The sequence below is a fragment of the Mesorhizobium oxytropidicola genome, from assembly GCF_056174625.1.
Genome location: NZ_CM149692.1, coordinates 4,549,413 through 4,575,274 on the forward strand (window position 1 = coordinate 4,549,413; position 25,862 = coordinate 4,575,274).

Below are 25,862 nucleotides of genomic sequence, written 5' to 3' on the forward strand. Positions count from 1 at the left end.
GGTTAGTTCTCAAGCAACGAGACCGGTGGTGCGCTCGATGAAGTCGACTATGGATTTTACGTCGTCGAGGTCGAATACCGGCAGGCTTTCGTCGGTGACGGCGAAATCCGCGGCGACGGCGACAATATTGGGATCACCCGCCGCGAGCGGCGTCCGGTCCTTCGCTTCCAGGCGCCGCGTTTCGATCTTGCGGTGGGTCTCGCGCTTGTAGCCTTCGACCAGCACGATGTCGCATGGGGCGAGCCGCGAGAGGATGCTGTCCAGCGGCGGCTCATTCTCACCGCGCAATTCGTGCATCAGCGCCCAGCGATTGCCGGACACGATCGCGACCTCGGTGGCGCCGGCCTGGCGATGGCGGAAGCTGTCGGCGCCGGGCTTGTCGATGTCGAAATCATGATGAGCATGTTTGACCGTCGAGACCTTCCAGCCGCGCCGCACAAGCTCGGCGACCAGCTTCTCGGTCAGAGTCGTCTTGCCGGAGTTTTTCCAGCCGGTGATGCCGAAGATGTTCATGATGTCATGCTCTGCAACAGCCGCGCGGCCTCGGCAAGATCGTCCGGCACATTGATGTTGAAGAAAGGGTCGAGCCCTGTGGATTGCAGGACCGGGAATTCCACCTCGACGTGACCATGGCGCTCGATGAAGGCCGAAACCCGCCTGTTGTCCTCATCGACCAGGAAATGCCGCAAGGCATCGCGGCAATCGATTGGCCAGAGCGCGAAGGTCGGGTGCCGCCTGCCGGCCGATAAGGCGACGGCGATCGAACCGGGATGCTCGCCGGCTGCTGCCGCCAAGCGGTCGACGAGATCAAGCGGCAGAAAAGGCGTGTCGCCGGCGGCGGTGACGACCGCCTTGCAAGGCGTGCCGGCAGCGGCCCATTCGAGGCCGGTGAGGATTCCGGCCAGCGGCCCGGCAAAGCCTTCGATCGTGTCGGCGAGCACAGGCAGTCCGAAACGGGAAAAGCGGTCGGGATCGCCATTGGCGCTCAGCGCCAGGATTTCAACCTGCGGACCAAAGCGCGACAGGAGCTGGTCAAGCACGCTGCCGCTGCCAAGCGGCAACAGGCTCTTGTCGCCGCCTCCCATGCGCCTTGATTGGCCTCCGGCCAGGACGATCCCTGCAGATCTCGCTCCATGCATCGAGCCTGTACGCCAGCCGCCGGAAATCACAAGACCCGGCTAGATTCCATCCGGCGCCATGGCCGGCCCGGTGGTTTCGGCGACGATTTTCCGCCGGCCGACAACGCGTTCGCGATAAAGCGCATAGAGACCCGAGCCGACGACGATTGTCGCACCGACGATCATCGGCATGTCCGGTATGTCGCCGAAGACGATCAGGCCAAGCAAGATGGACCAGAGGAGCGCCGTGTAGCGGAAGGGCGCGATGAAGGAGATCTCGCCCGAGCGCATCGCCATGATGATGGATTGGTAGCCGATGACCACGAGCACCGCCGCCAGCGCCAAGAGCGCCGTGCTCTTGCCGCTCATCGGCGTCCAGCCCCCCATCGGCGACAACAGCACCGCGCCGACGACGGTCATTGCCAGTGCGGTCGCGGTCGAGACCAGCATCGTCGGTATGGTTTGGGGGATGCGCTTGGTGGAGAGATCGCGCACGGTGCAGCAGGCGACGCTGGCCAACGCCCAAAGGGAATAGATGGTGAAGCCGTCGAAGCCCGGCCGGACGATGACCATCACACCGGCAAAGCCGACGGCGATCGCCAGCCAGCGTCGCCAGCCGACCGCTTCGCCGAAAAACAGCGCGGCACCCATGGTCACCGCCAGCGGCAGCGCCTGAAGAACGGCCGAAACACTGCCGATCGGCAAATGGGCAAGCGCCACGAGGAATGACACGGTGGCGCCTGCTTCTCCCAGGACACGGATTGCCACCATAGGCTGCAGCATCAGGCGCGGCCGCGAAAGCGCGCCACGTTGCCAGGCCAGCAGGCCGACGAAGAGCGAGGCAAAGGCCCCTCTGATCAGCATGACCTGCGCCATGTTCATCGATAGCGAAGAGTATTTGGTGATGGCGTCGTTGAGCGTGAAGCCAACCATCGCCACCATCATGAACAACGCGCCGCGAAGATTTGGAGAAAGGGGCAAGACATCTACCGGTTGCTTGGGCAAGCAAGCCTGTAACAGCCCGCCACGAAACCGCAATGGCAAAGGGCTGGGCCAGGACCGGGGCATTCGTCATAGCCGGCGCGAAATCACGCCCTGGATTCGGCACAAATCTGGTCGGGAGACGGCTCCGCCTCCCGAAAACTGTCTGGTCTCCGCGATGCCTATTTCTTCGGCGTCAGTATTTCGGTGCCGTTGCCTTCCTTGCCGGCGATGGTCCACAGGCCATGCAGCGAGCCGTCATCCTCGACCTTGTAGACGACGAGGCCGATATCCTTACCCATGACATAGCCGGCGGAGAACGCGTCGTCATTGCGCATGCAGATGCCATCCGAGGAAGAGCCGCCCGTCTCCCAGTGGATCGCGCAGGTCGTCCCGCTGGTCAGCGTGATGGTGGCTTCGCCATCATATTTCGATCCGTCGAAATTGGTGCCGGCGACGGTATAGGTGCCGCCGATCGACTGAGCTGCCGCGGGCAGGGCCGTGAGGCCAAGCAATGCAAGAGAAAGAATGAGTTTGCGCATGATTTATTCCCCCTGTGAGCGACGATTCCGCTGCGGGAAAGCTAGGCCGGAACATGCTGGCGGTAAATCGGGCAACCGTTTGCGGATCAGACTTTTTCTGGGATGTGACCGAAAATGCTCACGGCCCCTTGAGGCTGCCGGCGATCGGCCCGACCAGAGGGTCGTATTTCGATTTCAGGGCCGGCGGGTAATCGATCCAGACCGTGCGGATGACGCCATCCCTGCCGAACAGACGCCGCTCGTAGAAGATCTTTCCATCCTTCATCCCCGACAGCACCGCCCAGTTCTTGCCGACCTTGCTGTAGGTGACGGTGTAGCCAGGTTCCTTGCTTGCCTTTTCATCGGCGACAAAGCCTTTCGGCGTGTCATCATCGACGTTGAGGATGCCGGAGCAGGTCAGGCTGGCGCCATCCGCGCTCAGCCACACCTGTCCGTCGCCATTTTCCGGCTCGGGCTGACGATCGGCAAATATCTCATCGGGAAAGGTGCAGACGGTGCCGAAGCGCTCGTTCACATAGGTGGAAGGCGCGGCGATCGCGCTGGTCGCCGCGATGATAATGACAGTCGCCAGGAACGAAGAACGTCGCCGCATGCTCGCCTCGAAGCCAATAGAGCCAGAAGCGATGTTGCATGAATTTTCGAAAAAATCAGCCGCCAGTGACGCTCATATGCCGTGACACCGAGGGGCGGCTGGTGCGGCGGTCGATGATGAAATCATGGCCTTTCGGCTTGCGACCGATGGCCTCGTCGATCGCTTCGGCGACCAGTTCGTTACCTTCGGATGCGCGCAAGGGCGCGCGCAGGTCGGCGGCATCTTCCTGGCCAAGGCACATATAGAGCGTGCCGGTGCAGGTCAGCCTGACGCGGTTGCAGCTTTCGCAGAAATTATGCGTCATCGGGGTGATGAAGCCAAGCTTGCCGCCGGTCTCGGCGACGTGGACGTAGCGGGCAGGGCCGCCAGTCTTAAAGGGAATGTCGGTCAGCGTGAACTGGCGCTCCAGTGAAGCGCGCAGCAGCGACAGCGGCAGATACTGGTCGGTGCGGTCGGCGTCGATCTCGCCCATCGGCATGGTTTCGATGACGGTCAGGTCCATGCCGCGGCCATGCGCCCAGCGCATCATGTCGGGCAGTTCGGCGTCGTTGAAATCCTTCAGCGCCACCGCGTTGAGCTTGACCTTCAACCCGGCCGCCTGCGCGGCGTCGATGCCATCCATGACCTTGCCGAGATGGCCCCAGCGGGTGATCTGGTGGAACTTGTCGGCGTCGAGCGTGTCGAGCGAGACGTTGATGCGCTTGACACCGCAATCAGCGAGCTCGGCGGCAAAGCGCGACAGTTGCGAGCCGTTGGTGGTCAGCGTCAGTTCTTCGAGCGCGCCGCTGTCGAGATGGCGCGACAGCTGGCGCACCAGATGCATGATGTTCTTACGCACCAGCGGCTCACCGCCGGTGAGGCGCAGTCGCCTGACGCCCTTTTCGATGAAGACGGTGCAGAGCCGGTCCAGCTCTTCCAGCGACAACAAGTCCTTCTTCGGCAGGAAGGTCATGTCCTCGGCCATGCAATAGGTGCAACGGAAATCGCAGCGGTCGGTGACCGACACTCTGAGATAGCTGATCGTGCGACCGAAGGGGTCGATCATGTTCATGTTCGAGCGTTTCCGTGGCCGTTACCGGCGTCGTTATATACAGCTATGTGATACGATCCAGCTCATCATTCAAGATACCGCTTCTCGATCTTTGGTAACATCCCGGAGCCGACACGGTGTGTCGGTCGGCCTATGAGGACTTTTCCCCTTGCGCGAAGCGGCGTAGGGAAGGGCAATCGACACGGGATCAAACAGCATGACCGCGCCAAAAGAACTCAGGGTCTCCAAGGACCGCAAGCTGCTGTCGGTCACCTTTCCCAATCACCAGCCATTCGAATTGCCGGCGGAACTGTTGCGCGTTGCCTCGCCATCGGCCGAGGTGCAGGGCCATTCGCCGGAGCAGCGGGTGACGGTTCCCGGCAAGCGCAATGTGGCCATCCTGAAGATCGAGCCGGTCGGCAACTATGCGGTGCGCATCACCTTCGACGATTTCCACGACACCGGCATTTTCACCTGGAACTATCTGCATACGCTCGGCCACGAGAAGGATGAGCGCTGGAATGCCTATCTCGCGGAGCTTGCGGAAAAAGGCTTGAGCCGCGATCGCTGATCCAATCGCTGTCGTCAAAACGTCATCGATGTGGAGTAGCGCCGGCAAAGGTTCGGAGACGAAAAGATGTCGCTCATCACCACGGTCGAACAGCTCGAAGCGCTCTATGGCGTTCCTGGCGAAGCTTCACTGGTCAAGGAACTCGACCACGTCATTCCCGATTATGCCGCCTTCATCGAAGCCTCGCCCTTTGTCGCGCTTGCCACCAGCGGCCCGGAGGGACTGGACTGTTCGCCGCGAGGCGATCTCGCCGGCTTCGTGCGCATCGTTGATCCCAGGACGCTGATGATGCCGGACCGGCGCGGCAATAATCGCGCCGAATTCGCTGAAAAACATCATCCGGGATTCGCGTGTCGGGCTGCTGTTCCTGGTGCCGGGCTCCGGCACGACGCTGCGCATCAACGGCCGGGCGCATATCACCACGGACGCCGCACTGTGCGCGTCCTTCATGGTCGACGGCAAGGCGGCGCGCTCGGTGACCGTCATCGACGTCGATTCGGTCTACTTCCAGTGCGCCCGCGCCATCGTGCGGTCCGAGCTTTGGAATCCGGCCAAACATGTCGATCCGAAATCGCTGCCGACGCCCGGAAAAATCCTGGAAGTCACCAGCCGCAAGAACATCGACGGCGAGGCCTACGACAAGGAATGGCCGGAGCGGGCGAAGAAGACGATGTGGTGAGTGACCGGGCCGTCAGGCTTCCTTCAGCACCTCATAGATCTTGCGCATCTGTTCGCCGATCATGTCGCATTGTTCAGGTGTCGACTGGCTCATCGCCTTTTCGATCAGCGCCATATGCACTTTCAGCGCCTGCATCAGCAGCGCCTCGCCAGCCTCGGTCAAGGCGAGCCGCAAGATGCGCTTGTCCTTTTCGTCGCCTTCGCGGCGCAGCAGGCCGCGCGCCTCCAGCTGCGGGAGCAGCATGGTGATGTTGGAACGGCCGACGAGCAGCTTGCGGGCAAGGTCGTGCTGCGACATGCCGGGGTGACGGTAGAGGTTCATCAGCACATCGAGCTGTGCCGGCTTGAGATCCAGCGGCGCGAGTTTCACCGCCAGCGTGCGCTCCAGCACATGGCAGGCGCGCGCCACCGCGACCCAGTTGCGAAAACGCGGGTTGTCCCAGGGTAGCTCTTGTTTATTGTTCATCTTTGAACTATTATGTTCATGCTTGAACGTATGGATGGATTCTCACTATGGCATCAATCGGGCTGAAGGTCATCCGCAGCGTATTTGGTGCGGCCGAACATATTGCGCCGCGCATCACCGGGCGCGCGGCGTTCGAACTGTTCTGCCGCACGCCGAGCGCCAAGACGCTGACCGACGGCGAACGCCGCGCCATCGGCCGCGCCGCGGAGTTCATGACCGAGGCACGCCATCATCGGCTGAAGACGGCTACCGGCTGCGTCATGGTGCACGAATTCCGGCCGGAGCCGGGCAGGGCCGCTCTTGGCACCGTGCTTGTCGTTCATGGCTGGCGTTCGCGTACCGAATATATGCGCGCTTTGATCGAAGGCTATCGCGCTGCCGGCTACAGGGTCGTTTCGCTGGACCTGCCGGGCCATGGCCATTCGCAGGGCCGGCACCTGAACATGGTCAACGCTGTCGAGGCCGTACGGGTCACCGGCGAATGGTTCGGCCCGTTTGTCGCGGCGGTGGGCCATTCCTTTGGCGGCGCCGTTGCCGCCAATGCCATTGCCGGTTTCGTCAAGAACATCCCGCCGCTGGCAGCCGGACGGCTTGTGCTGATCGCAGCACCGAGTTCCTTACCGGCGATCTTCGCCGATTTCAGCCGCATGCTTAATGTCGGGCCGCGTTCGCAGGTCGCGATGGCGGACCGTGTTCAACATTTGTCCGGCCGGCCGCTGCATGAATTCACCGGGGACCGCCAGCTTGCCCAGGCGCCGGTGCCGACGCTGGTCATCCACGCGCCGGATGATCGTGAGGTGCCGGCCGAACATGCAAAGCGCTATGCCGGCGCCGGCGGCCATGTGCGGCTGCACTGGGCCGACGGTCTCGGCCATCGCCGCATTCTGGCGGACAAGGGCGTGGTCGAACGCGCCGTTGCCTTCGTCGCGGAGCACCGCGAGCCGTCCTTACTGCATTGAGCCGCGGTCAGGTTACTTCTTCTTCTCGCCGGGCTCGACAGGCAGTCCGGCTGCCTTCCAGGCGGTATAGCCGCCAAGGATGTGCTTGACCGGGGCAAGCCCCATATCCTGCGCGGTCTTGGTCGCCAACGCCGAGCGCCAGCCGCCGGCGCAGAAGAAAACGAAGCTCTTGCCCGAGGCGAAGAACGGCTTGTGGTAGGGGCTTTCGGGATCGATCCAGAACTCCAGCATGCCGCGTGTGACATGCTTTGCGCCGGGTATTTTCCCATCGCGCTCTACTTCGCGCGGGTCGCGCAGGTCGACGAAGATGGTGCCTTCGTCCTCGAGCAGTCCTGCTGCTTCTTCAGGCGAAACCACTTCGATCTCGGCGTTCGCCTCGTCCAGCAGTTCCCGATAACCCTTTTTCACAGGCCTGTTTCCTCTCAACCGCGCATGTCCGAATTTCCACCACAATGGCCGGCGTTTGTCACGCTCTGTCGGCGCCTGCCAGAGTCTGCCAGGCCGCCATCGCGCCGGTAACCGTCGCCATCAGCGCTGGGCACGAAGCGCCGTCGCGCGCCTGGATCGACATGCCGTGCTGCACCGTGGCGTAGAAGGTCGCCACGGCACCGCAGTCGAAGTCGGCAGGCAATTCACCCTCGGCCACGCCGCGCTCCAGGCGCTTGCGCAAGGCCGTGAGGTTTTCGGCGCGGCGGCGACGTAAATCCGTGCAGATGGCACCGCTGCTTGAACCCTCATGCAGTGCGCCCAGCGCAATCAGGCAGCCCTGCGGGCGATCGGTCTGCGAATAGGCCTTGGCTGTTTGCCGCAGGAAGTTCTCGATCGCGCGGCAAGCTGTCGATGCCTCATCCAATGCGGCCCAGATCTCGGTTCCTTCGGCTTGCGTGTAATATTCGGTCGCTTCGAGAAACAGCGCCTCCTTGCTGCCGAAGGCGGCGTAGAGGCTGGGCGAATTGATAGCCATCGCCGCGGTCAGTTCGGCGATCGAAGTGCCCTCATAGCCCTTGGCCCAAAACAGCTCCATCGCGCGCCGCAAAGCCGCGGTTCGATCGAAGGTGCGGGGGCGGCCTCGTTCCGACATGTTCTTCTTTTCTGTGTTGATCGATACATAAATGAGTTGACGCGACTGGACAAGCCTGACAGGTATTTATGTATCAATCACTACATAAATGGAGAAACCAATGTCTTCCGGAAATTTGAACGGCAAAGTGGTGCTCGTCACCGGTGGCAGCCGCGGCATCGGAGCGGCGATCGCGCGAAGGCTCGCGGCCGACGGCGCCGATGTCGCCCTGACCTATGTGCATGGCGAGGAACAGGCCCGCTCGGTCGTCGCCGAGATCGAGGCCAAAGGCGGCCGCGCCATCGCGATCCAGGCCGACAATCGGAACGCCGAGGCCATAGACAGGGCCGTCGATGAGGCCGTGGCGGCATTCGGACGGCTCGACATCCTGGTCAACAGCGCCGGTATCTGGCGGGCGGCGCCCATCGACACATTGTCGTTAGCCGACTTCGACGAGACCATGTCGGTCAATCTCAGAGCCCCGTTCATCGCCTCGAAGGCGGCGGCAAGGCACTTGGGCGAGGGCGGCAGGATCATCTCGATCGGCAGCAATCTCGCCGAACGCGTCACCGACACCAGCCTCGGCGCCTATTCCACCAGCAAGGCGGCGCTGGTCGGCCTGACCAAGGCTCTCGCGCGTGACCTCGGGGCACGCGGCATCACCGCCAACGTCGTCCATCCCGGCTCGACCGACACCGACATGAACCCGGCGGACGGACCGCATGCCGAACACCAGCGCCAGAAGATGGCGACGCCGCGATTCGGCAAGGCCGACGACATTGCCGGCATGGTTGCCTGGCTTGCCGGCCCGGAAGGACGTTTCGTCACCGGCGCCGCATTGACCATCGATGGCGGCGCCAACGCCTGATTTTCATGGAGTGCTTGGGCTGGAGCGAAACACCCGCGCTCCAGCCGTCACGATGTTGTGAAACCGTTCTGCAACAGGCTTTCCGAAATTTATGAAAGCTTAACGAAATCGGTATGAATCGGTATAGTCGCGCCTTACATCCGCCATGCGGTGGGCGAGACGGTCTTGCGTGCGGAACGGGAACCGGTTGCGGCCGGAGCGGGTGATCCATGAAATTCCTCGGTAAAAAAGCAACCGCGATGCCGCTTGTGGCGATCGCGGCAACGCTCGCCCTGGGCGCGCCTCAAGCTGGTGCGCAAGGGCTGTTCGACATGCTGTTCGGCGGCGGCATCAGGCATGAGCCGCAGGGCGAGTTTCCGCCTCCGCCACCAAAGCACAGACCCAAAGCACCGGCCGGCGGCGGCGGTGGTGGCGTGAAGATCAGCGGCCCATCCTACTACACCTACAAGGCCGACAAACTTGTGCGCGTCGACTTCTCGGCGTTGACCGCGGCACCGCAGCCCGCGGCGGCGCAGGATGCCGCGTTCGTTCCATCGGCCACCGGAGCCGCTTTCCACGACGCTATTGCCAGCTTGAGCGACTACGAGCTCTATGCTGAACCCGATATCGCCAAGGCACTGATCGCCTATTATTCAGCCAATCCGGACTTCATCTGGGTGAACGGAACCAGCCTCAACAGCCGCGCCCAGGATGCGGTGCGGGTGCTGGGCGAGGCCGCAAGCTATGGGCTCACGCCCGCCGACTACACGGTCGATGTGCCCGCCGCCAATTCAGCCTCAACGGGCGACGCGGCCAAGCTCAGGGAACTCGTGCGCTTCGAGATGGCGCTGTCGGCGCGCGTCCTGCGCTACGCCCATGATGCGCAGAACGGCCGTGTCGAGCCCAACCGGATGACCGGCTACTATGATTTCCCGGCCAAGCCGCTCGACATGGTCGGCGTGCTGAAGACGCTGGCGCATACGCAGGAAGTGCGCACCTACCTCGAATCGCGGCATCCGCAGAATGCGGAATATCAGGCGCTGCGCGTCGAGCTGGAAGCGCTGCAGGCCAGTGCCGAGAACGAGATCGTCGTCGATCCCAAGCTGCTGCTGAAGCCGGGCGAGACCAGCCCCGAATTGCCAAAACTGCTGTCGCTGATCGCGCGCAGTCTCGATGACGATATGGGCGGCACCTATGGCGAGCTGCTGTCGCGGCTGGCGACAAGCGAAGTCTACGTCCCCGAGCTCATTCCGCTGATCAAGGCGGTGCAGGTGAAGGAAGGCATGAAGGGCGACGGCGTCATCGGTCCGCGCACCGTCGCCTTGCTGGCCGGCACGTCGAAGGCCGACAAGCTGCTCAAGGTGCAGGTGGCGCTGGAGGAACTGCGCTGGCTGCCTTCCGATCTCGGCAGCCCGCGTGTCTTCATCAACCAGCCGGCGTTCACCGCCAGCTACATCGACAATGGCGAGGAGAAGCTGAAGACGCGCGTCGTCGTCGGCAGGGTCACCAACCAGACGGCCTTCTTCTACGACCAGATCAAGCAGGTCGACTTCCATCCCTATTGGGGCGTGCCGCAGTCGATCATCGTCAACGAGATGCTGCCCAGATTGCGCAGCGATCCCGGCTATCTCGATCGTGCCGGCTACGAGGTGACCGATTCGCGCGGCAAGCGCATTCCCTCATCGGCGGTCAATTGGGGCGCCTATGGCGCCAACATTCCCTACAGCGTGCGCCAGCAGCCGAGTGAGGCCAATGCGCTGGGCGAACTGAAGATCCTGTTCCCCAACAAGCACGCGATCTACATGCACGACACGCCGCAGAAATCGTTCTTCAAGCAGGATATGCGTGCGCTCAGCCATGGCTGCGTGCGCCTGCAGGATCCGCGCGGCATGGCGGCGGCGGTGCTTGGCACTTCGGTCGACTACATCGCCGAGAAGCTGAAGCACGGGCATTCGACCGAGGATGTGACGCGCAAGATCCCTGTCTATGTCGCCTATTTCACCGCATGGCCCGACATGTCCGGCAAGGTCGAGTATTTCAGCGACGTCTACGACCGCGACTCCCGGCTGAAGCAGGCACTGGATGCGACCGAGGCGGTACGCTCGCCGTCGAGCTGATCGTCAGAATTGCGATAACGGGCGGCGGAAACCCGCCTCCCGCCCGGCGATCAGCCAGTAGATCAATCCGGCGACAAGGCCGGCGGCGGCGATGATGCCGATGTCGGCCCAGCGCTCGGGGTCCATGTCCTCCGCCGGAACCGGCCAGATCAGGAAGAAGCCGCCGGCGGCGGCAGCGGCGCCGAAAAACATGTGCAGCAGAAAGTTGCGCAACGAGAAGAACTCGGCGATCAGCGCGAAGATCAGCGTCTGCAGTCCGGTCACGACAATCGTCAGGAAATAGACGAACATGCCGAGCGGCGGCACCACCAGGGCCGCGATCGGGCTGACGCCCAGGATGTCGAAATAGGCCGGCGCGTTGGGCAGGGAACTGAGCGCGGCATAGATCGCCACGACAGCGACCAGGCCGACCAATACGGCGACCAGATAACCGGCCAGCATCATCAGGATGCGCTTCATCACATACTTCGCCGTCGCCATGCCCATCCCCCCATGCGGCGCAGTCAACCGTTCCAATCAGCCATCAAAGACGATCCGGCGCAAGAGTGGGCACAGAGCGGGCCGCTTTGGCAGGCTTTCGTGGATCGCGACGCGGTGCTGATCAGGCGCCACCGCACAGATGCTCGGAGTCCGGCAGGGCCCAGCTGCCCTTGGCGACGAGGTCCAGCGAATAATAGACCCGACCGCGGTCGTCATCCCTAGGGCAGTCCCTTGGAATCGCGATCAGGCACATTTCGACAGGTTCGCCGACCTTCGAGGCGGCGAGGCCCGGCTCGCGATCGTAGGAGACGGCGCCGCCGCCATTGGTGAAGGTGGCGGCGCTGCCGGCATCGGGCGTGGCCGTTTCCAGCGGATCGTCGCCAAGCCGCGTGGTCAGCGTCTTGATGTGCGTGGTGGCGCATTGCCCGACGGCCGAGGGCAGGGGCTGATCCTTGTTGCCGGGGTTGCGCGTGGCGACGTCCAGCGCCTTCTTACCGATCAGCGCGATGTTGTAGTCCTGCACCCAGGACGGCGCGTTGCCGTAGGTCTGCAAAGCGTTGTTCAGCGCGCTGACGATGCAGGCGGTATCGCTCTTGCAGGCATTGCGGTCAGCGATCAGCCCGCGGGCGATCTTGCGCTTGTCACCGCCGAAGGCCGGCTCGAACCCCTTGTAGGCCTGCGAACCAGCAGATCGATGGCCGACAGCTGCGGATCGGCGCAGATCGCCTTCTCCGCCGGCAGGCTTGCTTTGCTGCAGTCGAAGGATGGCCCCTCGGCCCAAGCCGAAGGTGCCGCAAGAGTGCCGCCCGCCAGGATGATGCCAAGCACAAGCACGGTTCGAACGGAAAATCGCACGACTGCCCCCAAGCCAAAGGCGTTGCCCACGCCATGGGGTGCATATCACATGCCAAGGATGGACAATTTGCGGCAATCCGGTTGGTCATCGAGGCGCGCGGATAAAAACGGGTAGACCGGTCGAATAGAGAGTATCTGCTGGCGCCCTATTTGGGTTCGGCCGTCACCGGATCATAGGTGATTTCGACCTTTGCCTTGTCCGAGGTGTAGTAGGTGACGGTGTAGGCGTCCTTGTCCCAGTCGACCTCTTTCACATAGCGAAAGCCGTCGCGCTGCTCGACCTTGGCAAGGATTTCCGACAGCTTCTTGGCATTGGGCGGCGGCAGCGGCGCTTCATCCGCGGCAAAGACCGGGCCGGCGGCGAGAAGAACGGCGACGCTGGTCGCCAGCAGCAATCTGGACATGGCTTTCCCTCAAGTTTCGGTCGACAGAAACTCGCTGGCGCGGCGGTTGGTTCCGCAGCTGGAATGCGGGACCATTCAGTCCATCGATTTGCAGTCGCCCAGAAGGAAAAACATCCGCCAAAAAACCACGATGCGCCGCTCCAATATCGTGGCCATACTGCTGGCGGTTCATTTAGGGGGATCTCTATCATGTCGTCATGCTTGCAGTTTCGGTTCTTGCCATCCCGGCCGTTTCCATACCCGTGCAGAAAGCCAGGGCGCTGGAACCGGAACGCTACACGGTCTACTGCGCCGATGACCGCATCGAAGTGTCGTTCTGGGATCTCGAACAGATGAAGGTGCGGCGAGGCTCCAACGTCTGCCAGTTCCAGAGCTACACGAGCTACAGCAGCGCCTTGAATTTCGCCCAGAAGAATTTTGGCGGGGAAGGGGCGAGTTGTAGTTGCTAGCTGTGCTGGCATGGGGGCGGTTCAGAACCGCTCGCGTGCATGCTCGCCAGAGTGTCTTGCAAGTGCGATGGCGTCGGAACGGCTAAGACCCCTCGCGACTACGTGCCCGCTTTCTCGCTGCACATCCGACGTGCTTGCACCCTGGCTGCGCCCAGCTGCAACCGCGTCACGGCCAGCCACGGCGCTATCAGGGCTTTGCACGTCTGAAAGAAGGCACGCAATTTCACCACGGGATAGTAAGGACGTCGTCTGGAATCCGACGCGGTCGTTTGGCTTCGAGATCGTTGATCGCCGCTGCTAGCCTTTCTACTGTCTCCATAAAACACCGGGCTAACTGATTTAGGTAGTCCACGGTGAGGCTGGTCAGGACGTTGCCGTCGGCGTCGCGGCCGTTTCGATGAACGCAGTAGTGACGACGTTGAACAGATTGCAGCATCAGGTCGCGTTGAACCTTGTCTCTTGGGAGTAGGTAATGACCAATCGCTGCACGCAGCATGCCATTCAGGAACTCGAACCGATGGAATTGAGTTTTCTTGCGGAGTTGGGCAACAAGCATGTCGCGCACCAAGTTCGGCTGTGACGCCACTTTCGCTAAGGACACTTGTTCTATTTTCAGATCTGGGTGCCACTCCACAATAGCGCCGACGACCACAGGATCTTCGAATGCAAGCTTGATGACGGTGTCAGAGAGGTATGCTTCGACAATCGAGAACAGTTGGACAAGGAGCATTCGGTTGATGCCGGCCGCCCCTGATCGATTGTCGCCGAATGCATGCAGTAGATTTGTCCACTCGCTAATTGCTTGGTTGAAAATGGCACGTGGATGTGGCTCGGGTTCCATCTCCTCGAGCCAGTCATCGTACGGTTGGTCGGTGTGCTCAAATTCGACCTTTGTTTTGGGATCGTCAGTGAGATGAGCTTCCCATCCCGTCAAATGCGCTGTGATAGTGACAGGAATCTCTGACCCGCACGTCTCACATTCTATCTCGATGTCTTCGGTCACTATCGCGTCGGAAGCGGTCTCGGCGGCCGGGTCCGCCATTGGCACATCATCAAGCCAGGTATCGGCTGGCACGCCGCAACTTGGACAACGAGTTATAATGTGGAATTCACCTTTGACCATCACTCAACCCTACATCTTCTGCGTCATGCGCATGTAGGGTGCAGCAATCTTCGGAAGTCGTCGTAGAACGCCGATACGAACAAGAATTCATCATGTATGACCTGAGGCCAATCCCTAGAATTGTCGTGCTGTTCGCTCATCGTGTTTGCTAACTGAAGATTCGCCATCGATTTCTGCAGTCGCTCCAGATAATTGAGAACCTCGTCACCGAACAGGAAAGCGGCCTCTCCGCGTACGACGGCTATATTTCGAATGCCGTCGTTCTTGCGCGCATCGCCGTCGCGGATAACCTGATCTACGCCGGCCTTTGCTGCTGCATATAACGTGAACCGACGTTCAAAGAGATCGAGGACGAGCTTTTCCTTGGCTGTTCGCCACTGTCTATACGCAACTAACCAGACGGCAATAGCAACGACTGCGGTCACTAGGCTGACCGTCGTCGGGCCGAGAGCCTGAATCCACGAGACCCACTCAGGCAACTGAGAACCCGCTGTTGGCATTGACTTCCCCCATCGATATCTCAGCTCAAACGGCTATTCATCGCGTGCCAGTAGCTGTTGATCTCGCTTTCGAACCAGCCTTCAGCCTCGTTACGCACACCGACGCTCGATCTAAAGTTTAGGTAGTGGCTAAAGTGCTTACCTTCGAGCCAAGTCGTACAGGCGCTGAAACTAGGATAGTGGCCCGGCTTCTTCCGGTAACCGGTTTCATGCATACATTCGAGCGCCAGATGACGGATGGCCTGCTCCGCTTCGGCTTTCTTGTGCATCACCGACTCGATTGCAGCAACTGGCGCCCTGCCGGAGTAATGGCTGGCCCTCCCAGCATATGCCTGGCAAGGCCAAGGTTGATGAGGTGCTCCAGATCCTTGGCGTCAACGCTTAGGCCTATTCCCCCTCTCGCCATTGCCCGGAGAGCTATAAGTTGCGAGTTAGTCAGATCGCTTTTGGTCAACGCCATGAGTCGTCCCCCAAATCTTCGAATCACCTCGCCATTTTAGGCTCGTCGGGGGAGGTCAAGCCAGTAGACGAGGCTGCGGGTGACCGATCGCCTCCACCGGCGCCACCGTCATTGATTGAGCAGAACTTGCGCACATTCGAGGCGAGGGCGCGAGCTGTAGTTGCTAGCTGTGCTGACTTGGAGTGCAATTTCAGGAAGGAAATGGTGGGCGATGCAGGGATTGAACCTGCGACCCCACCCGTGTGAAGGGTGTGCTCTCCCGCTGAGCTAATCGCCCGCTCGTTGCCCGAAGGCCAAGCGAGCCGCGATATAAGGGAGGCCGGCCGGTTAAGTCAAGGCGCTGTCTGGCGTTGTTGTAGAGATCGGATTCTGCGCCATTTCGGGGCCGTCCCGACGGAATTTCTCGTCGCTTTCCGTTTAGTGCCCTGCGGCGCTGATCAGGCGCTCCGCCAGATCCACGGTCAGCGCGTCGAAATGCGAGATCACCGCCGAGGGCTCGAACTCGCGCACGTGCCGGTCGGTGTAGCCGAAATCGACGGCCACCACCGGAATGCCGGCGGCCTTGGCGGTGTCGATGTCGGTTTGCGAATCGCCGACCATCAGAGCGCGGTGCGGATCGCCGCCGGCCAGCTTGATGGTCTCGGTCAGGTGACGCGGGTCGGGCTTGCGGAAGGCGAACGTGTCCTGGCCGGCGATCGCCGCGAAATGCCTGGTCAGGCCGAGCGCCTCGATCAGGGCCAGCGAGTTGGCCTCGTATTTGTTGGTGCAGATTGCCAGGAGATAGCCCGCCTTCTCGAAGCGTGCGATCGCTTCGATGACACCGGGGTAGGGGCGGGATTTGCCGGGGATGTTGTCGGTGTAATGATCCAGGAACAGTTTGAGCAGCCGGTCGTGCTCGGCGACATCGAGCGAGCGCTGCTGGGCGGCGTGCGCCCGCTCTATCATCACGCGCCCGCCATGGCCGACGAAGCGCCTGAAGCCCGCCTCGTCGACAGCCGTGAGTTCGCTGGCGGCCAGGCTGTGGTTGAGGCTGTCGAGCAGGTCCGGCGCGGTATCAACCAGCGTTCCGTCGAGGTCGAACACGATGATCGGGCGACTCATGATCCATCCTGCGCAGATTTATGCATCGGCAGGCGATAGCGGCTGCGGCGCGTCAAGGCAAGCAGAGCGGTGGACAGGCGCCCAAGGGCTTTGACCACGGTCAAAGGCTTTGACCCGACCGGCAAAAATGCTAGGAGCCCGAAACACTCAGTTTCATGCATGTCGTTTCCCCAACACCGAGGTCACTTTTGGGCGACATGCATAAGGTTCCCGGGGCAGCAAGCGGCATGGATGCAAGACAGTTGAAGGTCGAGGCCGCGCGGGCCGCCCTTGCCCATGTCACCGATGGCATGCGGCTCGGCATCGGCACCGGCACCACGGCGGAAGAATTCGTGCGGCTGCTTGCCGAAAAGGTCGCCACCGGCATGACCGTCATCGGTGTGCCGACGTCGGAGCGCACCGCGGCACTTTGCCGTGAGCTTGGCGTGCCGCTGTCGACATTGGAGGAAACGCCCGAGCTCGATCTTACAGTCGACGGCGCCGATGAGGTCGACCCGGAACTGACCCTGATCAAGGGCGGCGGCGGCGCGCTGCTGCGCGAGAAGATCGTGGCCGCGGCCTCGCAGCGCATGATCGTCATCGCCGACCGGTCGAAGATGGTCGAGACGCTTGGCCGATTTCCGCTGCCGATCGAAGTCAACCAGTTCGGCCTGCGCGCCACCGAGATCGCGGTGGCCGCGGCGGCCGCAAATCTCGGCCTTTCCGGTCCGATTACATTGAGGATGACGGGAGGCCAGGCTTTTGTTACAGACGGCGGCCATTTTATCCTCGATGCATCTTTTGGCCGCATTCCGGATACAAGAGCGCTTTCGAATGCTCTCCACGCCATTCCGGGCGTGGTCGAGCATGGTCTTTTCATCGGGCTGGCGTCAGCGGCCATCATCGCCGGCGGCGACGGTATCCAAACCGTCCATGCCGCCCGAAAACCAGGGAGTTCTACCGATCATGATGTTGCATAACCGGGTTCGCGGCCTTTGCGTCGTTCTGGCGGCTTCGGCCGTTTTCGCCTTGTCGTCGCCTGCGTTTTCGCAGGACGTCACCGAATCGCACTTGAAGGCCGCCCGGGCGGCGGTCGCGGCGATCCATGCGACCGACCCGTTCGACAACATCCTGCCGCAGGCGGCGGCCGCGCTCGAATCGCAGCTGATCCAGAAGAACCCGGACATGCAGGAGCTGATCGGCAAGACGATCAGCGAGAAGGCGATGGCATTGGCCGCGCGCCGCGCCGATCTCGAGAAGGAAGCGGCTCTTGCCTATGCGAAGGTGTTTTCCGAAAAGGACCTCAACGACATCGCGGCCTTCTACAGCTCCGACGCCGGCAAGAAGCTGCTCGACAGCGGGCCGACCGTGACACGTGATTTGGTCAAGGCAGCCGACATCTGGCAGAACGGCGTCGCCCGCGATCTCGCCCAGCAGGTCGGCGAAACGCTGGCCGCGGCTGCCAAGGCCGCGGCACCGGCTGCGCCCACGCCAGCGCCCGCTGATGGTGCCGCTCCGGCCGACAATGCGGCTCCGGCGGATGGCGCCGCGCCTGCCGACGGTTCGGCGCCTGCCGACGGCACGCAGAACTGATTTCATTTTTCGAGGCGGCGTGGCTGCCTCTGGACCAGAAAGCCCGGCTTTGTCCGGGCTTTTCTTTTGGCGCTTCGCATCCTACCTCTGGCTTGAACTTTCCCTCCGCAGGAGTCCCCCTCATGGCCGCTTACGACTACGATCTCTTCGTCATCGGCGGCGGCTCGGGCGGGGTGAGGGCGGCGCGCGTTGCCGCGGCACTCGGCAAGCGCGTCGGCATCGCCGAGGAATACCGCTTTGGCGGCACCTGCGTCATCCGCGGCTGCGTGCCGAAGAAGCTCTATGTCTACGCCTCGCAATTCCCGGAGCATTTTGCCGACGCGGCGGGCTATGGCTGGACGGTGCCGGAGGCCAGTTTCGACTGGCGTACGCTGGTCGCCAACAAGGATCGCGAGATCAGCCGGCTGGAGGCGATCTACAAGAAGAATGTCGAAGGCTCCGGCGGCGAGACCTTTCATTCCCGGGCGATGATCGTCGACCCGCATGTGATACATCTTCTAGGCGAGGACCGCACCGTCACAGCCGACCAGATCCTCATCGCCACTGGCGGCCGTCCAGCGGCGCATCCGGCACTGCCCGGCCACGAACACTGCATCTTCTCCAACGAGGCTTTCGACCTCAAGGAGCTGCCGAAGGCGATCATGATCGAAGGTGGCGGCTATATCGCCGTCGAGTTCGCCAACATCTTCCATGGCCTCGGCGTCGACACCACTCTGGTCTATCGCGGCAAGGAGATCCTCAGCCGCTTCGACATGGATCTGCGCCGCACGCTGCACGAGACCATGGAAAAGAAGGGGATCAAGATACTCTGCCATGCGGTGAGCGAAGAGGTGCGCAAGCGGCTGGACGGCCGGCTCGACGCCGTTCTCACCAACGGCCAGACGCTGACGGTCGATCAGGTCATGCTGGCCATCGGACGTATCCCCAACACCGAGAATATGGGCCTGGAAGGCATCGGCATCGAGATGACCCAGGCCGGCGCGGTCAAGGTCGACGACTATTCCCGCACCAACATCGACAACATCTGGGCGATCGGCGACGTCACCAACCGGGTGCAGCTGACGCCGGTGGCGATCCACGAAGCGATGTGCTTCGTCGAGACGGCATTCAAGGGCAACCCGACCGCGCCCGATCACGAGACGATCGCGACCGCCGTCTTCTCGCAGCCGGAAATCGGCACGGTTGGCCTGTCGGAAGATGACGCCGTGAAGCGTTTCGCCGATATCGAGATCTACCGCGCCAGCTTCCGGCCGATGCGGCATACGCTGTCGGGCCGCGACGAGAAGATGCTGATCAAGCTGGTGGTCGATGGCGCTTCCCGTAAAGTGCTCGGCGCTCACATATCGGGGCCGGATGCCGGCGAGATGGCGCAGCTGCTGGGCATTCCGCTGAAGGCCGGCCTGACCAAGGATGATTTCGACCGCACAATGGCCGTGCACCCGACCGCGGCGGAAGAACTCGTCACCATGTACAAGCCGACCTACCGCGTGAAGGACGGCCAGCGCGTCTGACTTCTTTTGCAAGCCGCCAGTGCTTGCTGCCAGGGGGCAATCAATGTCCGTGACAGCCAGTTCCACACCGCTTGATCACGCCTTCGGCGGACGTGTCGATCAGGTCATCGACAGGGCCGTCGAAGAGGGGCGCATCGTCGGCGCCGTGATCCTTGTCGCCCGGCGCGACGAAATCCTCTACAGCCGCGCCGCCGGCCTGGCCGACCGCGAAGCGAAGAAACCGATGACGCCAGACGCGATCTTCCGGCTTGCGTCGGTCACCAAACCCGCCGTCGCGACTGCAGCACTTGCCCTTGTCGAAGCAGGCGATATCGGCCTCGATGACCCCTTGGTAAAATCCATCCCGGAATTCCGGCCGAAGCTCAGGGATGGCAGCGAACCCGTCATCACCATCCGACATCTGCTGACGCACACCGCTGGGCTGGACTACCGCTTTCGTCAGGCGGCGGACGGTCCCTATCATCGCGCTGATGTCTCCGACGGCCTCGACCAGCCCGGCCTCTCCATGGCCGAGAATCTCCGCCGTATCGCCTCGGTGCCGCTGTCCTGTGTGCCGGGAACGGGCTGGGGCTATTCGGTGGCGATGGATGTGCTGGGCGAGGCGATGGCGAGAGCCACGGGCGCCTCCTTGCCGGAATTGGTCGATCGCCTGGTCGTACAGCCGCTCGGCATGCATGATGCGGCCTTTGCCGTGCGCGATCGATCCCGGCTGGTAACGCCATACGCCGATGGGCCCGGCAAGGCCATCGTGATGGGAGAACATCACCGCGTGCCCTTCGGCGACGGTTTCATCTCATACTCGCCCGGCCGTGTCTTCGATCCCGCTTCCTTCGCCTCGGGCGGTACCGGCATGAACGGCACCGCCGGCGATGTCCTCAAGCTGCTCGAGGCACTGCGTTCGGGCGGCGGGCCAGTCATCCGCACCGAAACGGCAGCGGTGATGACCAGGGATGCGATACCGGGCCTCGAAACCACCATGCCCGGCTGGGGCTGGGGTCTCGGCTTCAGCGTCCTGCGCGACCCGCTCGCCGCATCGACGCCGCAGACCGTCGGCACCTGGCGCTGGGGCGGCGTCTACGGTCATTCCTGGTTCGTGGATCCGGCGTTGGACCTGACGGTGGTGGCGCTGACCAACACGGCAATCGCCGGCATGACGGGCACGTTTCCCGATGCACTGCGCGATGCCATCTATGGCAGGCAGGCCTAGGCAATTCCACGAAGGACGGAACCCGCCGCCGGCCATGGCCAGCGGCGGAGACAGTGATGCGCTACAACAGCGTGCCGCGCAGGATGACCAGCGCCACCGAGAAGTAGATCACCAGCCCGGTGACATCGACCAGCGTGGCGACGAACGGCGCCGATGCACTGGCAGGGTCGAAGCCGATCCGTTTCAGAGCAAAGGGCAGCATCGATCCCGACAGGGAACCAAAAGTGACGATGCCGACCAGTGCGGCACCGACCGTCGTGGCGATCAGCGGCCAATGCGGCCCATAGTCGTAGAAGCCCATATATTGCCAGAGCGCGATACGGCAGATGCCGACCACGCCAAGCATGGCGCCCAGCACGAGACCGGTGGGCAGTTCGCGCAACGCCACCCGCCACCAGTCACGAAGACCTATCTCGCGCAGCGCCAGCGCCCGGATGACCAGCGAGGTCGCCTGCGAGCCGGAATTGCCGCCGGAACTCATGATCAACGGGATGAACAGCGTGAGCACGATCGCCTTCTCCAGCTCACCCTCGTAGCTCTGCATGGCGTTGGCGGTCAGCATTTCGCTGATGAACAGCGCGCACAGCCAGCCGCCGCGTTTCTTGATCATGGAGAGGAAGCTCATCTTCATATAGGGCTCGTCGAGCGCCTCCATGCCGCCGAAGCGGTGCACGTCCTCCGTCGTCTCCTCGATCATCGTATCGATGATGTCGTCGATGGTGACGATGCCGAGGATCTTGCCGTGGTCGACGACCGGGACAGCGAGCAGATCGTATTTGGAGATCGTCTGCGCCAAGGTTTCACGATCGGTCAGCGGGGTGACCGTGACCGGGATGCGGTCCGGCGCTACCGACAGGATCGGGTCGTCCGGCTCACCGGTGATGAGCCGGCGCAGGCCGGTAGAGCGCACCAGCAGGTGCGTTTGCGGATCGACAATATAGATCGCGTAGACGGTTTCGCGCGTCCGCTCGACCTTGCGGATGTAATCGAGCGTGCGCCGACGGTCCAGTCCGAGGGAACGCTGACGAACTCCGTCGTCATGATCGATGCGGCGCTGCCTTCGGGATAGCCCAGGATCGACAGCAGGGTCGCGCGCAGTGGCGGCGCCAGCGCCCCGAGCAGTTCGGAGCGTGCCGGCTCGTCGAGCTCGCGCAGGATGTCGGCCGCACGGTCGACCGACATGGCGGTGAGCAGCTTGCTTGCCTTGGGGCGGGGCAGGGCCTCGGCGAGTTCCGGCGCGCCTTCGAGTTCAGGCTGATCGAAAATCTCGACCAGCCGCTCGAAAGGCACGGCGCAAAGCAGATCTGTCGCGGTTTCGCGCGGTTCACGGTTGAGCGCCTCGACCACGTCGGCGACATGGTCGTTTGCAAGGATGCGGGCGATGGCGACGGCCTCGTCGTCCGCTACGGGAGAAAAATCGTTCATGGCTCACTCCTTGCCGTCCGGCAGGACATGAACCATTCAGGTCACGTCTAGGCGGACGGCGGTTGCGTTCGACTAATACTGTCGCCAGGCATGGCGCGGTGACCTTTCCGCTTGCGGGTTCGCGTTTGACTATCAGCAAGCCGGCGCAACATAGGAGTGCGTCTTGCCGAGTCAATCGTGGTGAGTGAGGAAAACGGCGCCTGACGGCTCCGATCGCGATACTGTGATCGCCGACTGCCGCCAGATGCGGCAAGTCGCGGTGAAATCACGGTTATTTCTGCTTCAGCCGACGCGAGAAACGCAGCCATTTGTCCTCTACTGGCCGTGGCTGCGCCAGGATCGTGGTGAGCTCGACGGGCAGGGTCGGAGTCAGCGGTTTCTTGGTGGCGACGCCGTCGGCGATCAGGACGATCGAGTGGTAGAACTCGGTGCCGGCAGCCGATCTCGGCGCCACCGCTTCGTGCATGACGCTGATCACCGTGACATCGGGGCAGTTGTCCTTGATCGCCTGGTGGAAGGCAATCTTGCCCTCCGGGTCGAGGGCGCCGGTCGCCTCGTCGAGGAACAGCAGTCCCGGCTGCTGCAGGATGATGCGGGCCACCACCAGCTTCTGCTTCTGGCCGCCCGACAAAACCTGATCCCAGCTTTTGCCCTCGCGGCTCTCATTGGCCATTTGTTCGATGAAGTCGCCGAGCCCAGCCTTGTGCAGCGCGGACGCGACCTGGGCGTCGCCATGGTCATGTTCGGAGCCCGGCAGGCAGACCAACTGTTTCAGCGACACCTGCGGGAGCTTGACGTCCTGGGCAGCATAAAAACTCTTCACCCCGTCAGGGAAGACGATGGTGCCGTGGCCGTAGGGCCAGAGGCCGTTGATCGCCTTGATCAGCGAAGTCTTGCCGCACCCGGATTCGCCCTTCAGGAAGGTCCATTCGCCGCGCCGGAAGCGCAAATTGGCGGCGCTGAGGAACGGTGTTGCGTCCTCGCCCTGATGCGCCAGTTCGAGCTTCTGGATGGTCAGGCCGAAAACCGGATTCTGGCTGGCATAGTGGAAGTCGGAACGGCCGGTCTGGCTGTAGAACGCTTGCGGGTGCTGAACATTCTCGATCGCATTCGCCAGCTCGGTGACACGCTGGCTGTTGGCACGCAGCGTCGCAATGGCCGGCATCACATGGATGAACCACGAGCACTGGCTGATCAGCTGGGCGACCATTTCAGAGCCGGTTATGTAGCCTTTGTAGTCCAGGCGATTGTGGATGAACGACACGAGACCGGGACCATAGGCGACGATCCGGGCGCCGATGAAATTGTAGATCAGCTCGAACGACGTGTAGCTGTTGTTGACGACATTGAGCCGGCCCCAGGTTTTGTCGATATCGACGTAGAGCCTGTCGTGCATCGACTTTTGCACGTCCTCGCCATGCGAGGCGGCGACGTGGAAGCTGCGGCGCAGGAATGTCGTCAGTTCACTGCGGTAGCTGCCCTCGGCCTGCTGCATGCGGATATTGAGCCGCTCGAGCAGGCGCCCAAGCTTGACCGCGATCCAGGTGTTCAGCGGCACGTAAATGGCGACGGCGAGGAAAGCCAGCACCGCGCTGCCATAACTGCCGAGGAACTCCAGCCCCTTAACCTCGACCGAGGATCCGATCAGATTTTCGCCGATAAAATAGAGCGAGGTCGCAACACCCAGAACGCCCATGGCGAGACCGATCGCCCCACCGGTCATGTCCTTGATCGATTCCTGGATGCGTTGGTCGATGTTGTCGGGAGCCACGATACCGCCGGCCGCCGAACCATGCTGGGCATGGAAATGGGTATGATTGCCGTCGAGCAGAGCCTGGTTGAACTGGCTGTTCAGCCAGCCACGCCATTTACGGTGCAAGGTTGCGGAGACAAGACCGCGCACGCCGGTGAAGCCGGCATCCTTGAGCACGACCAGCACCACCAATATGCCGGCATTGGTCAGAATTGCCCGCAGCGGGCTGGTGTTGGCGGCATCGTGGAAGAAGGCGATCGAATTGCCCAACTCGCCCAATGCCAAGGCAAACCAGACGCCGGCCTTGCTGGAAAGCGCCGTCAGCAGGGCGATGACGATGGTCAGCGTCCAGGCCTCCTTCCAACGGTTGGAGAACCAGTAGGCCCGCATCAACCCCCAGAAACTGCGCATCGAGGATACCGGCGTCAAATGCGACCGCCCTGCGGCGCCGCGGTGTAGTCCATCCGGTACTGACTCTTGCGATCGTCTGCCGATCCGAATCACGATCCCGCCCAAACCTTTTTTGTTTTGTTACGGATAGTAACACCAATTGATCATTTTCCATTAATTTTTGTAGGGGGCCAGCGGGATTGAAGTTCCAGCCGTGTCCGCAAGGCAACAGAAAAGGCTTTCCAAGCGTCGCGCGAAGGTCGGCGAAACAGCGATTTAAGACAACGATGTCAGATGGTTATCGTGTGACGCGCAGAGCCGCATGCACCTTCCCTTGGGGAAGGTGTTCACACGATTTTGTGACTCGTTCTGGCTTGTCCATCTGGCCGACTTTTCATTGCGGGCTAACCAAAATTCCCGAAAACAGGCCGTCCTTGATATCTGCTTTGACAATTCCCGTGTTCGGGATTGAACCTTCCGGGGCGTTGTCGACACCCAGGATTGTCCAACAGGGAAGCTTCCTCATGCTCACACGCGCAACCGCAGCTTTCGTCCTGGTGGCCTGGCTACCCCTCCCTTTGGCGCATGCCGCCGAACAGAGCATCCCGGCCAGCGCCGAGGGCCAGATCGAATTCAACACGCCATCCGATAACATTGGCTGCATCTACACGCCGAAAGGCGGCACCAGCACCTATGAGCCACAGGATGGCGGCCCGGAACTGAGCTGCTCGCGCGTCGAGCCGAGCTACATCACCATCATCCTCGGCCCCAAGGGGCCAGCAACGCTGATCAAGAATCCAGGCGAACAGCCTTGCTGCAGCGACGTCACAAGGCTCGCCTATGGCAACAGCTGGAGCGCTGGGCCCTTCTTCTGCCAGTCATCGACCAAGGGACTGACCTGCACCGCCACAAATGGCCACGGATTTTTTATCAGCAAGGCGAAGGCGACGGTGAAGTAACGCCTGCCTTTGTAGGAACCTGCCTCAGCCGACTTTGTCCAGCTCGCCCCGGGCCTTGGCCGCCGCCACCTGGCGGATGGCATCAGCCAGCGTGTCGGCGTCCTGAGCGCCCATCACGGCATATTTGCCTTCAAGCAGAAAACACGGCACGCCTGATATGCCCATGCGCGACGCCGTGGCGATCTCGGTGCGCACCGCTTCGACATCGGCGTCGGTCGGCAAGAGCGTGGCCACCACGGACGCGTCCATTCCGGCCTCACGGGCGGCCTCGACCAACACGGCATGGTCGCCGATGTTGACGCCTTCCTCGAAATTCAGCTGGAACAGGCGACGGACCAGCCTGTTCTGCACGGCTTCGCCGGCAGCACCCGCCCAGCGGATCAGGCGGTGCGCATCCAGCGTGTTCGGCGCCACCTTGATGGCATCGAAAGCAAAGGAAATGCCCTCCGCCTCGCCAAGCGGCTCGATGCGGGCATGGATCTCGCGAATGCGCTCTTCGCTGCCGAACTTGGCCAGCATATACTCCCGGCGGTCCTTGCCTTGCGGCGGAATGGTCGGATCGAGCTGGAACGGCCGCCAGCGTATGTGCACATCGACATCGCCGGCCGCGGCAACCGCTCTGTCCAGCCGCTTCTGGCCAATGAAACACCACGGACAGACGACGTCCGACACCACATCGACAGTAATGGCGTTCGCTTCGCTCATCTCGATC

At 62.2% G+C, this 25,862-nt stretch carries 28 protein-coding genes, 1 tRNA gene and 2 pseudogenes; 11 read left to right on the forward strand and 20 right to left on the reverse strand.

From position 1 onward, the window contains the following. Positions 1 to 9: 9 nt before the first annotated feature. From mobB to moaA, 6 genes are all read right to left on the reverse strand, one after another. Positions 10 to 513 carry a molybdopterin-guanine dinucleotide biosynthesis protein B gene (gene mobB, locus AC0V8S_RS22685; protein ID WP_183459347.1) on the reverse strand — a complete coding sequence of 168 codons (504 nt, stop codon included), beginning with the start codon at positions 511 to 513 and terminating at the stop codon, positions 10 to 12. After that, on the reverse strand, positions 510 to 1,139 hold the full coding sequence (mobA, locus tag AC0V8S_RS22690; protein WP_475433483.1) for a molybdenum cofactor guanylyltransferase MobA: 630 nt from the start codon (positions 1,137 to 1,139) through the stop codon (positions 510 to 512). The genes mobB and mobA overlap by 4 nt, the downstream gene beginning before the upstream one ends. Positions 1,140 to 1,178: 39 nt before the next feature. After that, positions 1,179 to 2,099: a DMT family transporter gene (locus AC0V8S_RS22695; protein WP_475433484.1), complete on the reverse strand. Its 921-nt coding sequence runs from the start codon at positions 2,097 to 2,099 to the stop codon at positions 1,179 to 1,181. A gap of 182 nt (positions 2,100 to 2,281) precedes the next feature. Next, on the reverse strand, positions 2,282 to 2,641 hold the full coding sequence (locus AC0V8S_RS22700) for a hypothetical protein (protein WP_095200205.1): 360 nt from the start codon (positions 2,639 to 2,641) through the stop codon (positions 2,282 to 2,284). 118 nt (positions 2,642 to 2,759) lie between these two features. Continuing rightward, positions 2,760 to 3,233 carry a hypothetical protein gene (locus AC0V8S_RS22705; RefSeq protein WP_095200206.1) on the reverse strand — a complete coding sequence of 158 codons (474 nt, stop codon included), beginning with the start codon at positions 3,231 to 3,233 and terminating at the stop codon, positions 2,760 to 2,762. Between the two features lie 55 nt (positions 3,234 to 3,288). Then, complete coding sequence (moaA, locus tag AC0V8S_RS22710) at positions 3,289 to 4,284, reverse strand: GTP 3',8-cyclase MoaA (protein ID WP_095200207.1); 996 nt, start codon at positions 4,282 to 4,284, stop codon at positions 3,289 to 3,291. Positions 4,285 to 4,480: 196 nt separating this feature from the next. Between moaA and AC0V8S_RS22715 the strand changes: the two genes are divergently transcribed. Continuing rightward, positions 4,481 to 4,834, forward strand: coding sequence for a gamma-butyrobetaine hydroxylase family protein (locus AC0V8S_RS22715; protein ID WP_095200208.1), 354 nt, complete (start codon positions 4,481 to 4,483; stop codon positions 4,832 to 4,834). 66 nt (positions 4,835 to 4,900) lie between these two features. Continuing rightward, a pseudogene (locus AC0V8S_RS22720) lies at positions 4,901 to 5,513 on the forward strand (pyridoxamine 5'-phosphate oxidase family protein). 12 nt (positions 5,514 to 5,525) lie between these two features. Here AC0V8S_RS22720 and AC0V8S_RS22725 read toward each other — a convergent pair. Then, positions 5,526 to 5,978 carry a MarR family winged helix-turn-helix transcriptional regulator gene (locus AC0V8S_RS22725; RefSeq protein WP_056587725.1) on the reverse strand — a complete coding sequence of 151 codons (453 nt, stop codon included), beginning with the start codon at positions 5,976 to 5,978 and terminating at the stop codon, positions 5,526 to 5,528. 47 nt (positions 5,979 to 6,025) lie between these two features. Here AC0V8S_RS22725 and AC0V8S_RS22730 point away from each other — a divergent pair, with 47 nt between their 5' ends. Next, on the forward strand, positions 6,026 to 6,937 hold the full coding sequence (locus AC0V8S_RS22730) for an alpha/beta hydrolase (RefSeq protein WP_475433485.1): 912 nt from the start codon (positions 6,026 to 6,028) through the stop codon (positions 6,935 to 6,937). 12 nt (positions 6,938 to 6,949) lie between these two features. On the opposite strand, the gene AC0V8S_RS22735 is transcribed toward AC0V8S_RS22730, so the two are convergent. Then, a complete protein-coding gene (locus AC0V8S_RS22735; protein WP_115143308.1) occupies positions 6,950 to 7,345 on the reverse strand; it encodes a rhodanese-like domain-containing protein in 396 nt (131 codons plus the stop codon). 58 nt (positions 7,346 to 7,403) lie between these two features. Further along, positions 7,404 to 8,018 carry a TetR/AcrR family transcriptional regulator gene (locus AC0V8S_RS22740; RefSeq protein WP_475433486.1) on the reverse strand — a complete coding sequence of 205 codons (615 nt, stop codon included), beginning with the start codon at positions 8,016 to 8,018 and terminating at the stop codon, positions 7,404 to 7,406. A 100-nt stretch (positions 8,019 to 8,118) separates the two neighbouring features. On the opposite strand from AC0V8S_RS22740, the gene AC0V8S_RS22745 reads away from it, so the two are divergent. Both AC0V8S_RS22745 and AC0V8S_RS22750 read left to right on the forward strand, forming a co-directional pair. Further along, on the forward strand, positions 8,119 to 8,865 hold the full coding sequence (locus AC0V8S_RS22745) for a 3-oxoacyl-ACP reductase family protein (RefSeq protein WP_475433487.1): 747 nt from the start codon (positions 8,119 to 8,121) through the stop codon (positions 8,863 to 8,865). 209 nt (positions 8,866 to 9,074) lie between these two features. Continuing rightward, entirely contained in the window at positions 9,075 to 10,961 is a 1,887-nt protein-coding gene (locus AC0V8S_RS22750) for a L,D-transpeptidase family protein (protein ID WP_475433488.1), read from the forward strand. A 3-nt stretch (positions 10,962 to 10,964) separates the two neighbouring features. Here AC0V8S_RS22750 and AC0V8S_RS22755 read toward each other — a convergent pair whose 3' ends face one another. From AC0V8S_RS22755 to AC0V8S_RS22765, 3 genes are all read right to left on the reverse strand, one after another. Then, a complete protein-coding gene (locus tag AC0V8S_RS22755) occupies positions 10,965 to 11,447 on the reverse strand; it encodes a hypothetical protein (protein WP_475438678.1) in 483 nt (160 codons plus the stop codon). A 115-nt stretch (positions 11,448 to 11,562) separates the two neighbouring features. Further along, positions 11,563 to 12,222 carry a hypothetical protein gene (locus tag AC0V8S_RS22760; protein WP_475433489.1) on the reverse strand — a complete coding sequence of 220 codons (660 nt, stop codon included), beginning with the start codon at positions 12,220 to 12,222 and terminating at the stop codon, positions 11,563 to 11,565. Between the two features lie 220 nt (positions 12,223 to 12,442). Further along, entirely contained in the window at positions 12,443 to 12,700 is a 258-nt protein-coding gene (locus AC0V8S_RS22765; protein WP_475433491.1) for a PepSY domain-containing protein, read from the reverse strand. Between the two features lie 197 nt (positions 12,701 to 12,897). Here AC0V8S_RS22765 and AC0V8S_RS22770 point away from each other — a divergent pair, with 197 nt between their 5' ends. After that, complete coding sequence (locus AC0V8S_RS22770) at positions 12,898 to 13,149, forward strand: hypothetical protein (protein ID WP_475433492.1); 252 nt, start codon at positions 12,898 to 12,900, stop codon at positions 13,147 to 13,149. 223 nt (positions 13,150 to 13,372) lie between these two features. Here AC0V8S_RS22770 and AC0V8S_RS22775 read toward each other — a convergent pair whose 3' ends face one another. The 5 genes from AC0V8S_RS22775 to AC0V8S_RS22795 form a co-directional block, all read right to left on the reverse strand. Further along, positions 13,373 to 14,272: a hypothetical protein gene (locus AC0V8S_RS22775; RefSeq protein ID WP_475433493.1), complete on the reverse strand. Its 900-nt coding sequence runs from the start codon at positions 14,270 to 14,272 to the stop codon at positions 13,373 to 13,375. Between the two features lie 23 nt (positions 14,273 to 14,295). Continuing rightward, the gene (locus AC0V8S_RS22780; protein ID WP_475433495.1) at positions 14,296 to 14,772 is read right to left on the reverse strand and encodes a hypothetical protein; all 477 of its coding nucleotides are present in this window, start codon (positions 14,770 to 14,772) and stop codon (positions 14,296 to 14,298) included. 20 nt (positions 14,773 to 14,792) lie between these two features. Further along, entirely contained in the window at positions 14,793 to 15,041 is a 249-nt protein-coding gene (locus AC0V8S_RS22785; protein WP_475433497.1) for a hypothetical protein, read from the reverse strand. A gap of 393 nt (positions 15,042 to 15,434) precedes the next feature. Then, positions 15,435 to 15,509: transfer RNA gene (locus tag AC0V8S_RS22790), tRNA-Val, on the reverse strand. A gap of 140 nt (positions 15,510 to 15,649) precedes the next feature. Next, positions 15,650 to 16,333 carry a phosphoglycolate phosphatase gene (locus AC0V8S_RS22795; RefSeq protein ID WP_183459199.1) on the reverse strand — a complete coding sequence of 228 codons (684 nt, stop codon included), beginning with the start codon at positions 16,331 to 16,333 and terminating at the stop codon, positions 15,650 to 15,652. A gap of 227 nt (positions 16,334 to 16,560) precedes the next feature. Here AC0V8S_RS22795 and rpiA point away from each other — a divergent pair, with 227 nt between their 5' ends. From rpiA to AC0V8S_RS22815, 4 genes are all read left to right on the forward strand, one after another. Further along, entirely contained in the window at positions 16,561 to 17,292 is a 732-nt protein-coding gene (gene rpiA / locus AC0V8S_RS22800) for a ribose-5-phosphate isomerase RpiA (RefSeq protein WP_475433499.1), read from the forward strand. After that, positions 17,279 to 17,905, forward strand: a complete 627-nt coding sequence (locus AC0V8S_RS22805; RefSeq protein WP_475433501.1) for a DUF2059 domain-containing protein — start codon at positions 17,279 to 17,281, stop codon at positions 17,903 to 17,905. The genes rpiA and AC0V8S_RS22805 overlap by 14 nt, the downstream gene beginning before the upstream one ends. Positions 17,906 to 18,027: 122 nt before the next feature. Beyond that, the gene (gene gor, locus AC0V8S_RS22810; RefSeq protein ID WP_475433502.1) at positions 18,028 to 19,416 is read left to right on the forward strand and encodes a glutathione-disulfide reductase; all 1,389 of its coding nucleotides are present in this window, start codon (positions 18,028 to 18,030) and stop codon (positions 19,414 to 19,416) included. Between the two features lie 43 nt (positions 19,417 to 19,459). Beyond that, positions 19,460 to 20,623: a serine hydrolase domain-containing protein gene (locus AC0V8S_RS22815; protein ID WP_475433504.1), complete on the forward strand. Its 1,164-nt coding sequence runs from the start codon at positions 19,460 to 19,462 to the stop codon at positions 20,621 to 20,623. Between the two features lie 61 nt (positions 20,624 to 20,684). Here the strand turns inward: AC0V8S_RS22815 and mgtE are convergent. Further along, positions 20,685 to 22,048 (reverse strand): annotated as a pseudogene (gene mgtE, locus AC0V8S_RS22820) (magnesium transporter). A gap of 271 nt (positions 22,049 to 22,319) precedes the next feature. Next, positions 22,320 to 24,212, reverse strand: coding sequence for an ABC transporter ATP-binding protein/permease (locus AC0V8S_RS22825; RefSeq protein WP_183459192.1), 1,893 nt, complete (start codon positions 24,210 to 24,212; stop codon positions 22,320 to 22,322). A 503-nt stretch (positions 24,213 to 24,715) separates the two neighbouring features. Here AC0V8S_RS22825 and AC0V8S_RS22830 point away from each other — a divergent pair. Then, positions 24,716 to 25,150, forward strand: a complete 435-nt coding sequence (locus AC0V8S_RS22830; protein ID WP_095200225.1) for a hypothetical protein — start codon at positions 24,716 to 24,718, stop codon at positions 25,148 to 25,150. 24 nt (positions 25,151 to 25,174) lie between these two features. Here AC0V8S_RS22830 and AC0V8S_RS22835 read toward each other — a convergent pair whose 3' ends face one another. Then, the gene (locus AC0V8S_RS22835; RefSeq protein WP_095200226.1) at positions 25,175 to 25,855 is read right to left on the reverse strand and encodes a DsbA family oxidoreductase; all 681 of its coding nucleotides are present in this window, start codon (positions 25,853 to 25,855) and stop codon (positions 25,175 to 25,177) included. Between the last annotated feature and the right edge of the window lie 7 nt (positions 25,856 to 25,862).

Bases quoted from the DNA above. Each gene is read 5' to 3' on its own strand.
- mobB (WP_183459347.1), bottom strand. From the start codon at position 513: ATGAACATCTTCGGCATCACCGGCTGGAAAAACTCCGGCAAGACGACT.
- mobA (WP_475433483.1), bottom strand. From the start codon at position 1,139: ATGCATGGAGCGAGATCTGCAGGGATCGTCCTGGCCGGAGGCCAATCA.
- AC0V8S_RS22700 (WP_095200205.1), bottom strand. From the start codon at position 2,641: ATGCGCAAACTCATTCTTTCTCTTGCATTGCTTGGCCTCACGGCCCTG.
- AC0V8S_RS22705 (WP_095200206.1), bottom strand. From the start codon at position 3,233: ATGCGGCGACGTTCTTCGTTCCTGGCGACTGTCATTATCATCGCGGCG.
- moaA (WP_095200207.1), bottom strand. From the start codon at position 4,284: ATGAACATGATCGACCCCTTCGGTCGCACGATCAGCTATCTCAGAGTG.
- AC0V8S_RS22715 (WP_095200208.1), top strand. From the start codon at position 4,481: ATGACCGCGCCAAAAGAACTCAGGGTCTCCAAGGACCGCAAGCTGCTG.
- AC0V8S_RS22725 (WP_056587725.1), bottom strand. From the start codon at position 5,978: ATGAACAATAAACAAGAGCTACCCTGGGACAACCCGCGTTTTCGCAAC.
- AC0V8S_RS22730 (WP_475433485.1), top strand. From the start codon at position 6,026: ATGGCATCAATCGGGCTGAAGGTCATCCGCAGCGTATTTGGTGCGGCC.
- AC0V8S_RS22740 (WP_475433486.1), bottom strand. From the start codon at position 8,018: ATGTCGGAACGAGGCCGCCCCCGCACCTTCGATCGAACCGCGGCTTTG.
- AC0V8S_RS22745 (WP_475433487.1), top strand. From the start codon at position 8,119: ATGTCTTCCGGAAATTTGAACGGCAAAGTGGTGCTCGTCACCGGTGGC.
- AC0V8S_RS22750 (WP_475433488.1), top strand. From the start codon at position 9,075: ATGAAATTCCTCGGTAAAAAAGCAACCGCGATGCCGCTTGTGGCGATC.
- AC0V8S_RS22755 (WP_475438678.1), bottom strand. From the start codon at position 11,447: ATGGGCATGGCGACGGCGAAGTATGTGATGAAGCGCATCCTGATGATG.
- AC0V8S_RS22765 (WP_475433491.1), bottom strand. From the start codon at position 12,700: ATGTCCAGATTGCTGCTGGCGACCAGCGTCGCCGTTCTTCTCGCCGCC.
- AC0V8S_RS22770 (WP_475433492.1), top strand. From the start codon at position 12,898: ATGCTTGCAGTTTCGGTTCTTGCCATCCCGGCCGTTTCCATACCCGTG.
- AC0V8S_RS22775 (WP_475433493.1), bottom strand. From the start codon at position 14,272: ATGGTCAAAGGTGAATTCCACATTATAACTCGTTGTCCAAGTTGCGGC.
- AC0V8S_RS22780 (WP_475433495.1), bottom strand. From the start codon at position 14,772: ATGCCAACAGCGGGTTCTCAGTTGCCTGAGTGGGTCTCGTGGATTCAG.
- AC0V8S_RS22785 (WP_475433497.1), bottom strand. From the start codon at position 15,041: ATGCACAAGAAAGCCGAAGCGGAGCAGGCCATCCGTCATCTGGCGCTC.
- AC0V8S_RS22795 (WP_183459199.1), bottom strand. From the start codon at position 16,333: ATGAGTCGCCCGATCATCGTGTTCGACCTCGACGGAACGCTGGTTGAT.
- rpiA (WP_475433499.1), top strand. From the start codon at position 16,561: ATGGATGCAAGACAGTTGAAGGTCGAGGCCGCGCGGGCCGCCCTTGCC.
- AC0V8S_RS22805 (WP_475433501.1), top strand. From the start codon at position 17,279: ATGATGTTGCATAACCGGGTTCGCGGCCTTTGCGTCGTTCTGGCGGCT.
- gor (WP_475433502.1), top strand. From the start codon at position 18,028: ATGGCCGCTTACGACTACGATCTCTTCGTCATCGGCGGCGGCTCGGGC.
- AC0V8S_RS22815 (WP_475433504.1), top strand. From the start codon at position 19,460: ATGTCCGTGACAGCCAGTTCCACACCGCTTGATCACGCCTTCGGCGGA.
- AC0V8S_RS22825 (WP_183459192.1), bottom strand. From the start codon at position 24,212: ATGCGCAGTTTCTGGGGGTTGATGCGGGCCTACTGGTTCTCCAACCGT.
- AC0V8S_RS22830 (WP_095200225.1), top strand. From the start codon at position 24,716: ATGCTCACACGCGCAACCGCAGCTTTCGTCCTGGTGGCCTGGCTACCC.
- AC0V8S_RS22835 (WP_095200226.1), bottom strand. From the start codon at position 25,855: ATGAGCGAAGCGAACGCCATTACTGTCGATGTGGTGTCGGACGTCGTC.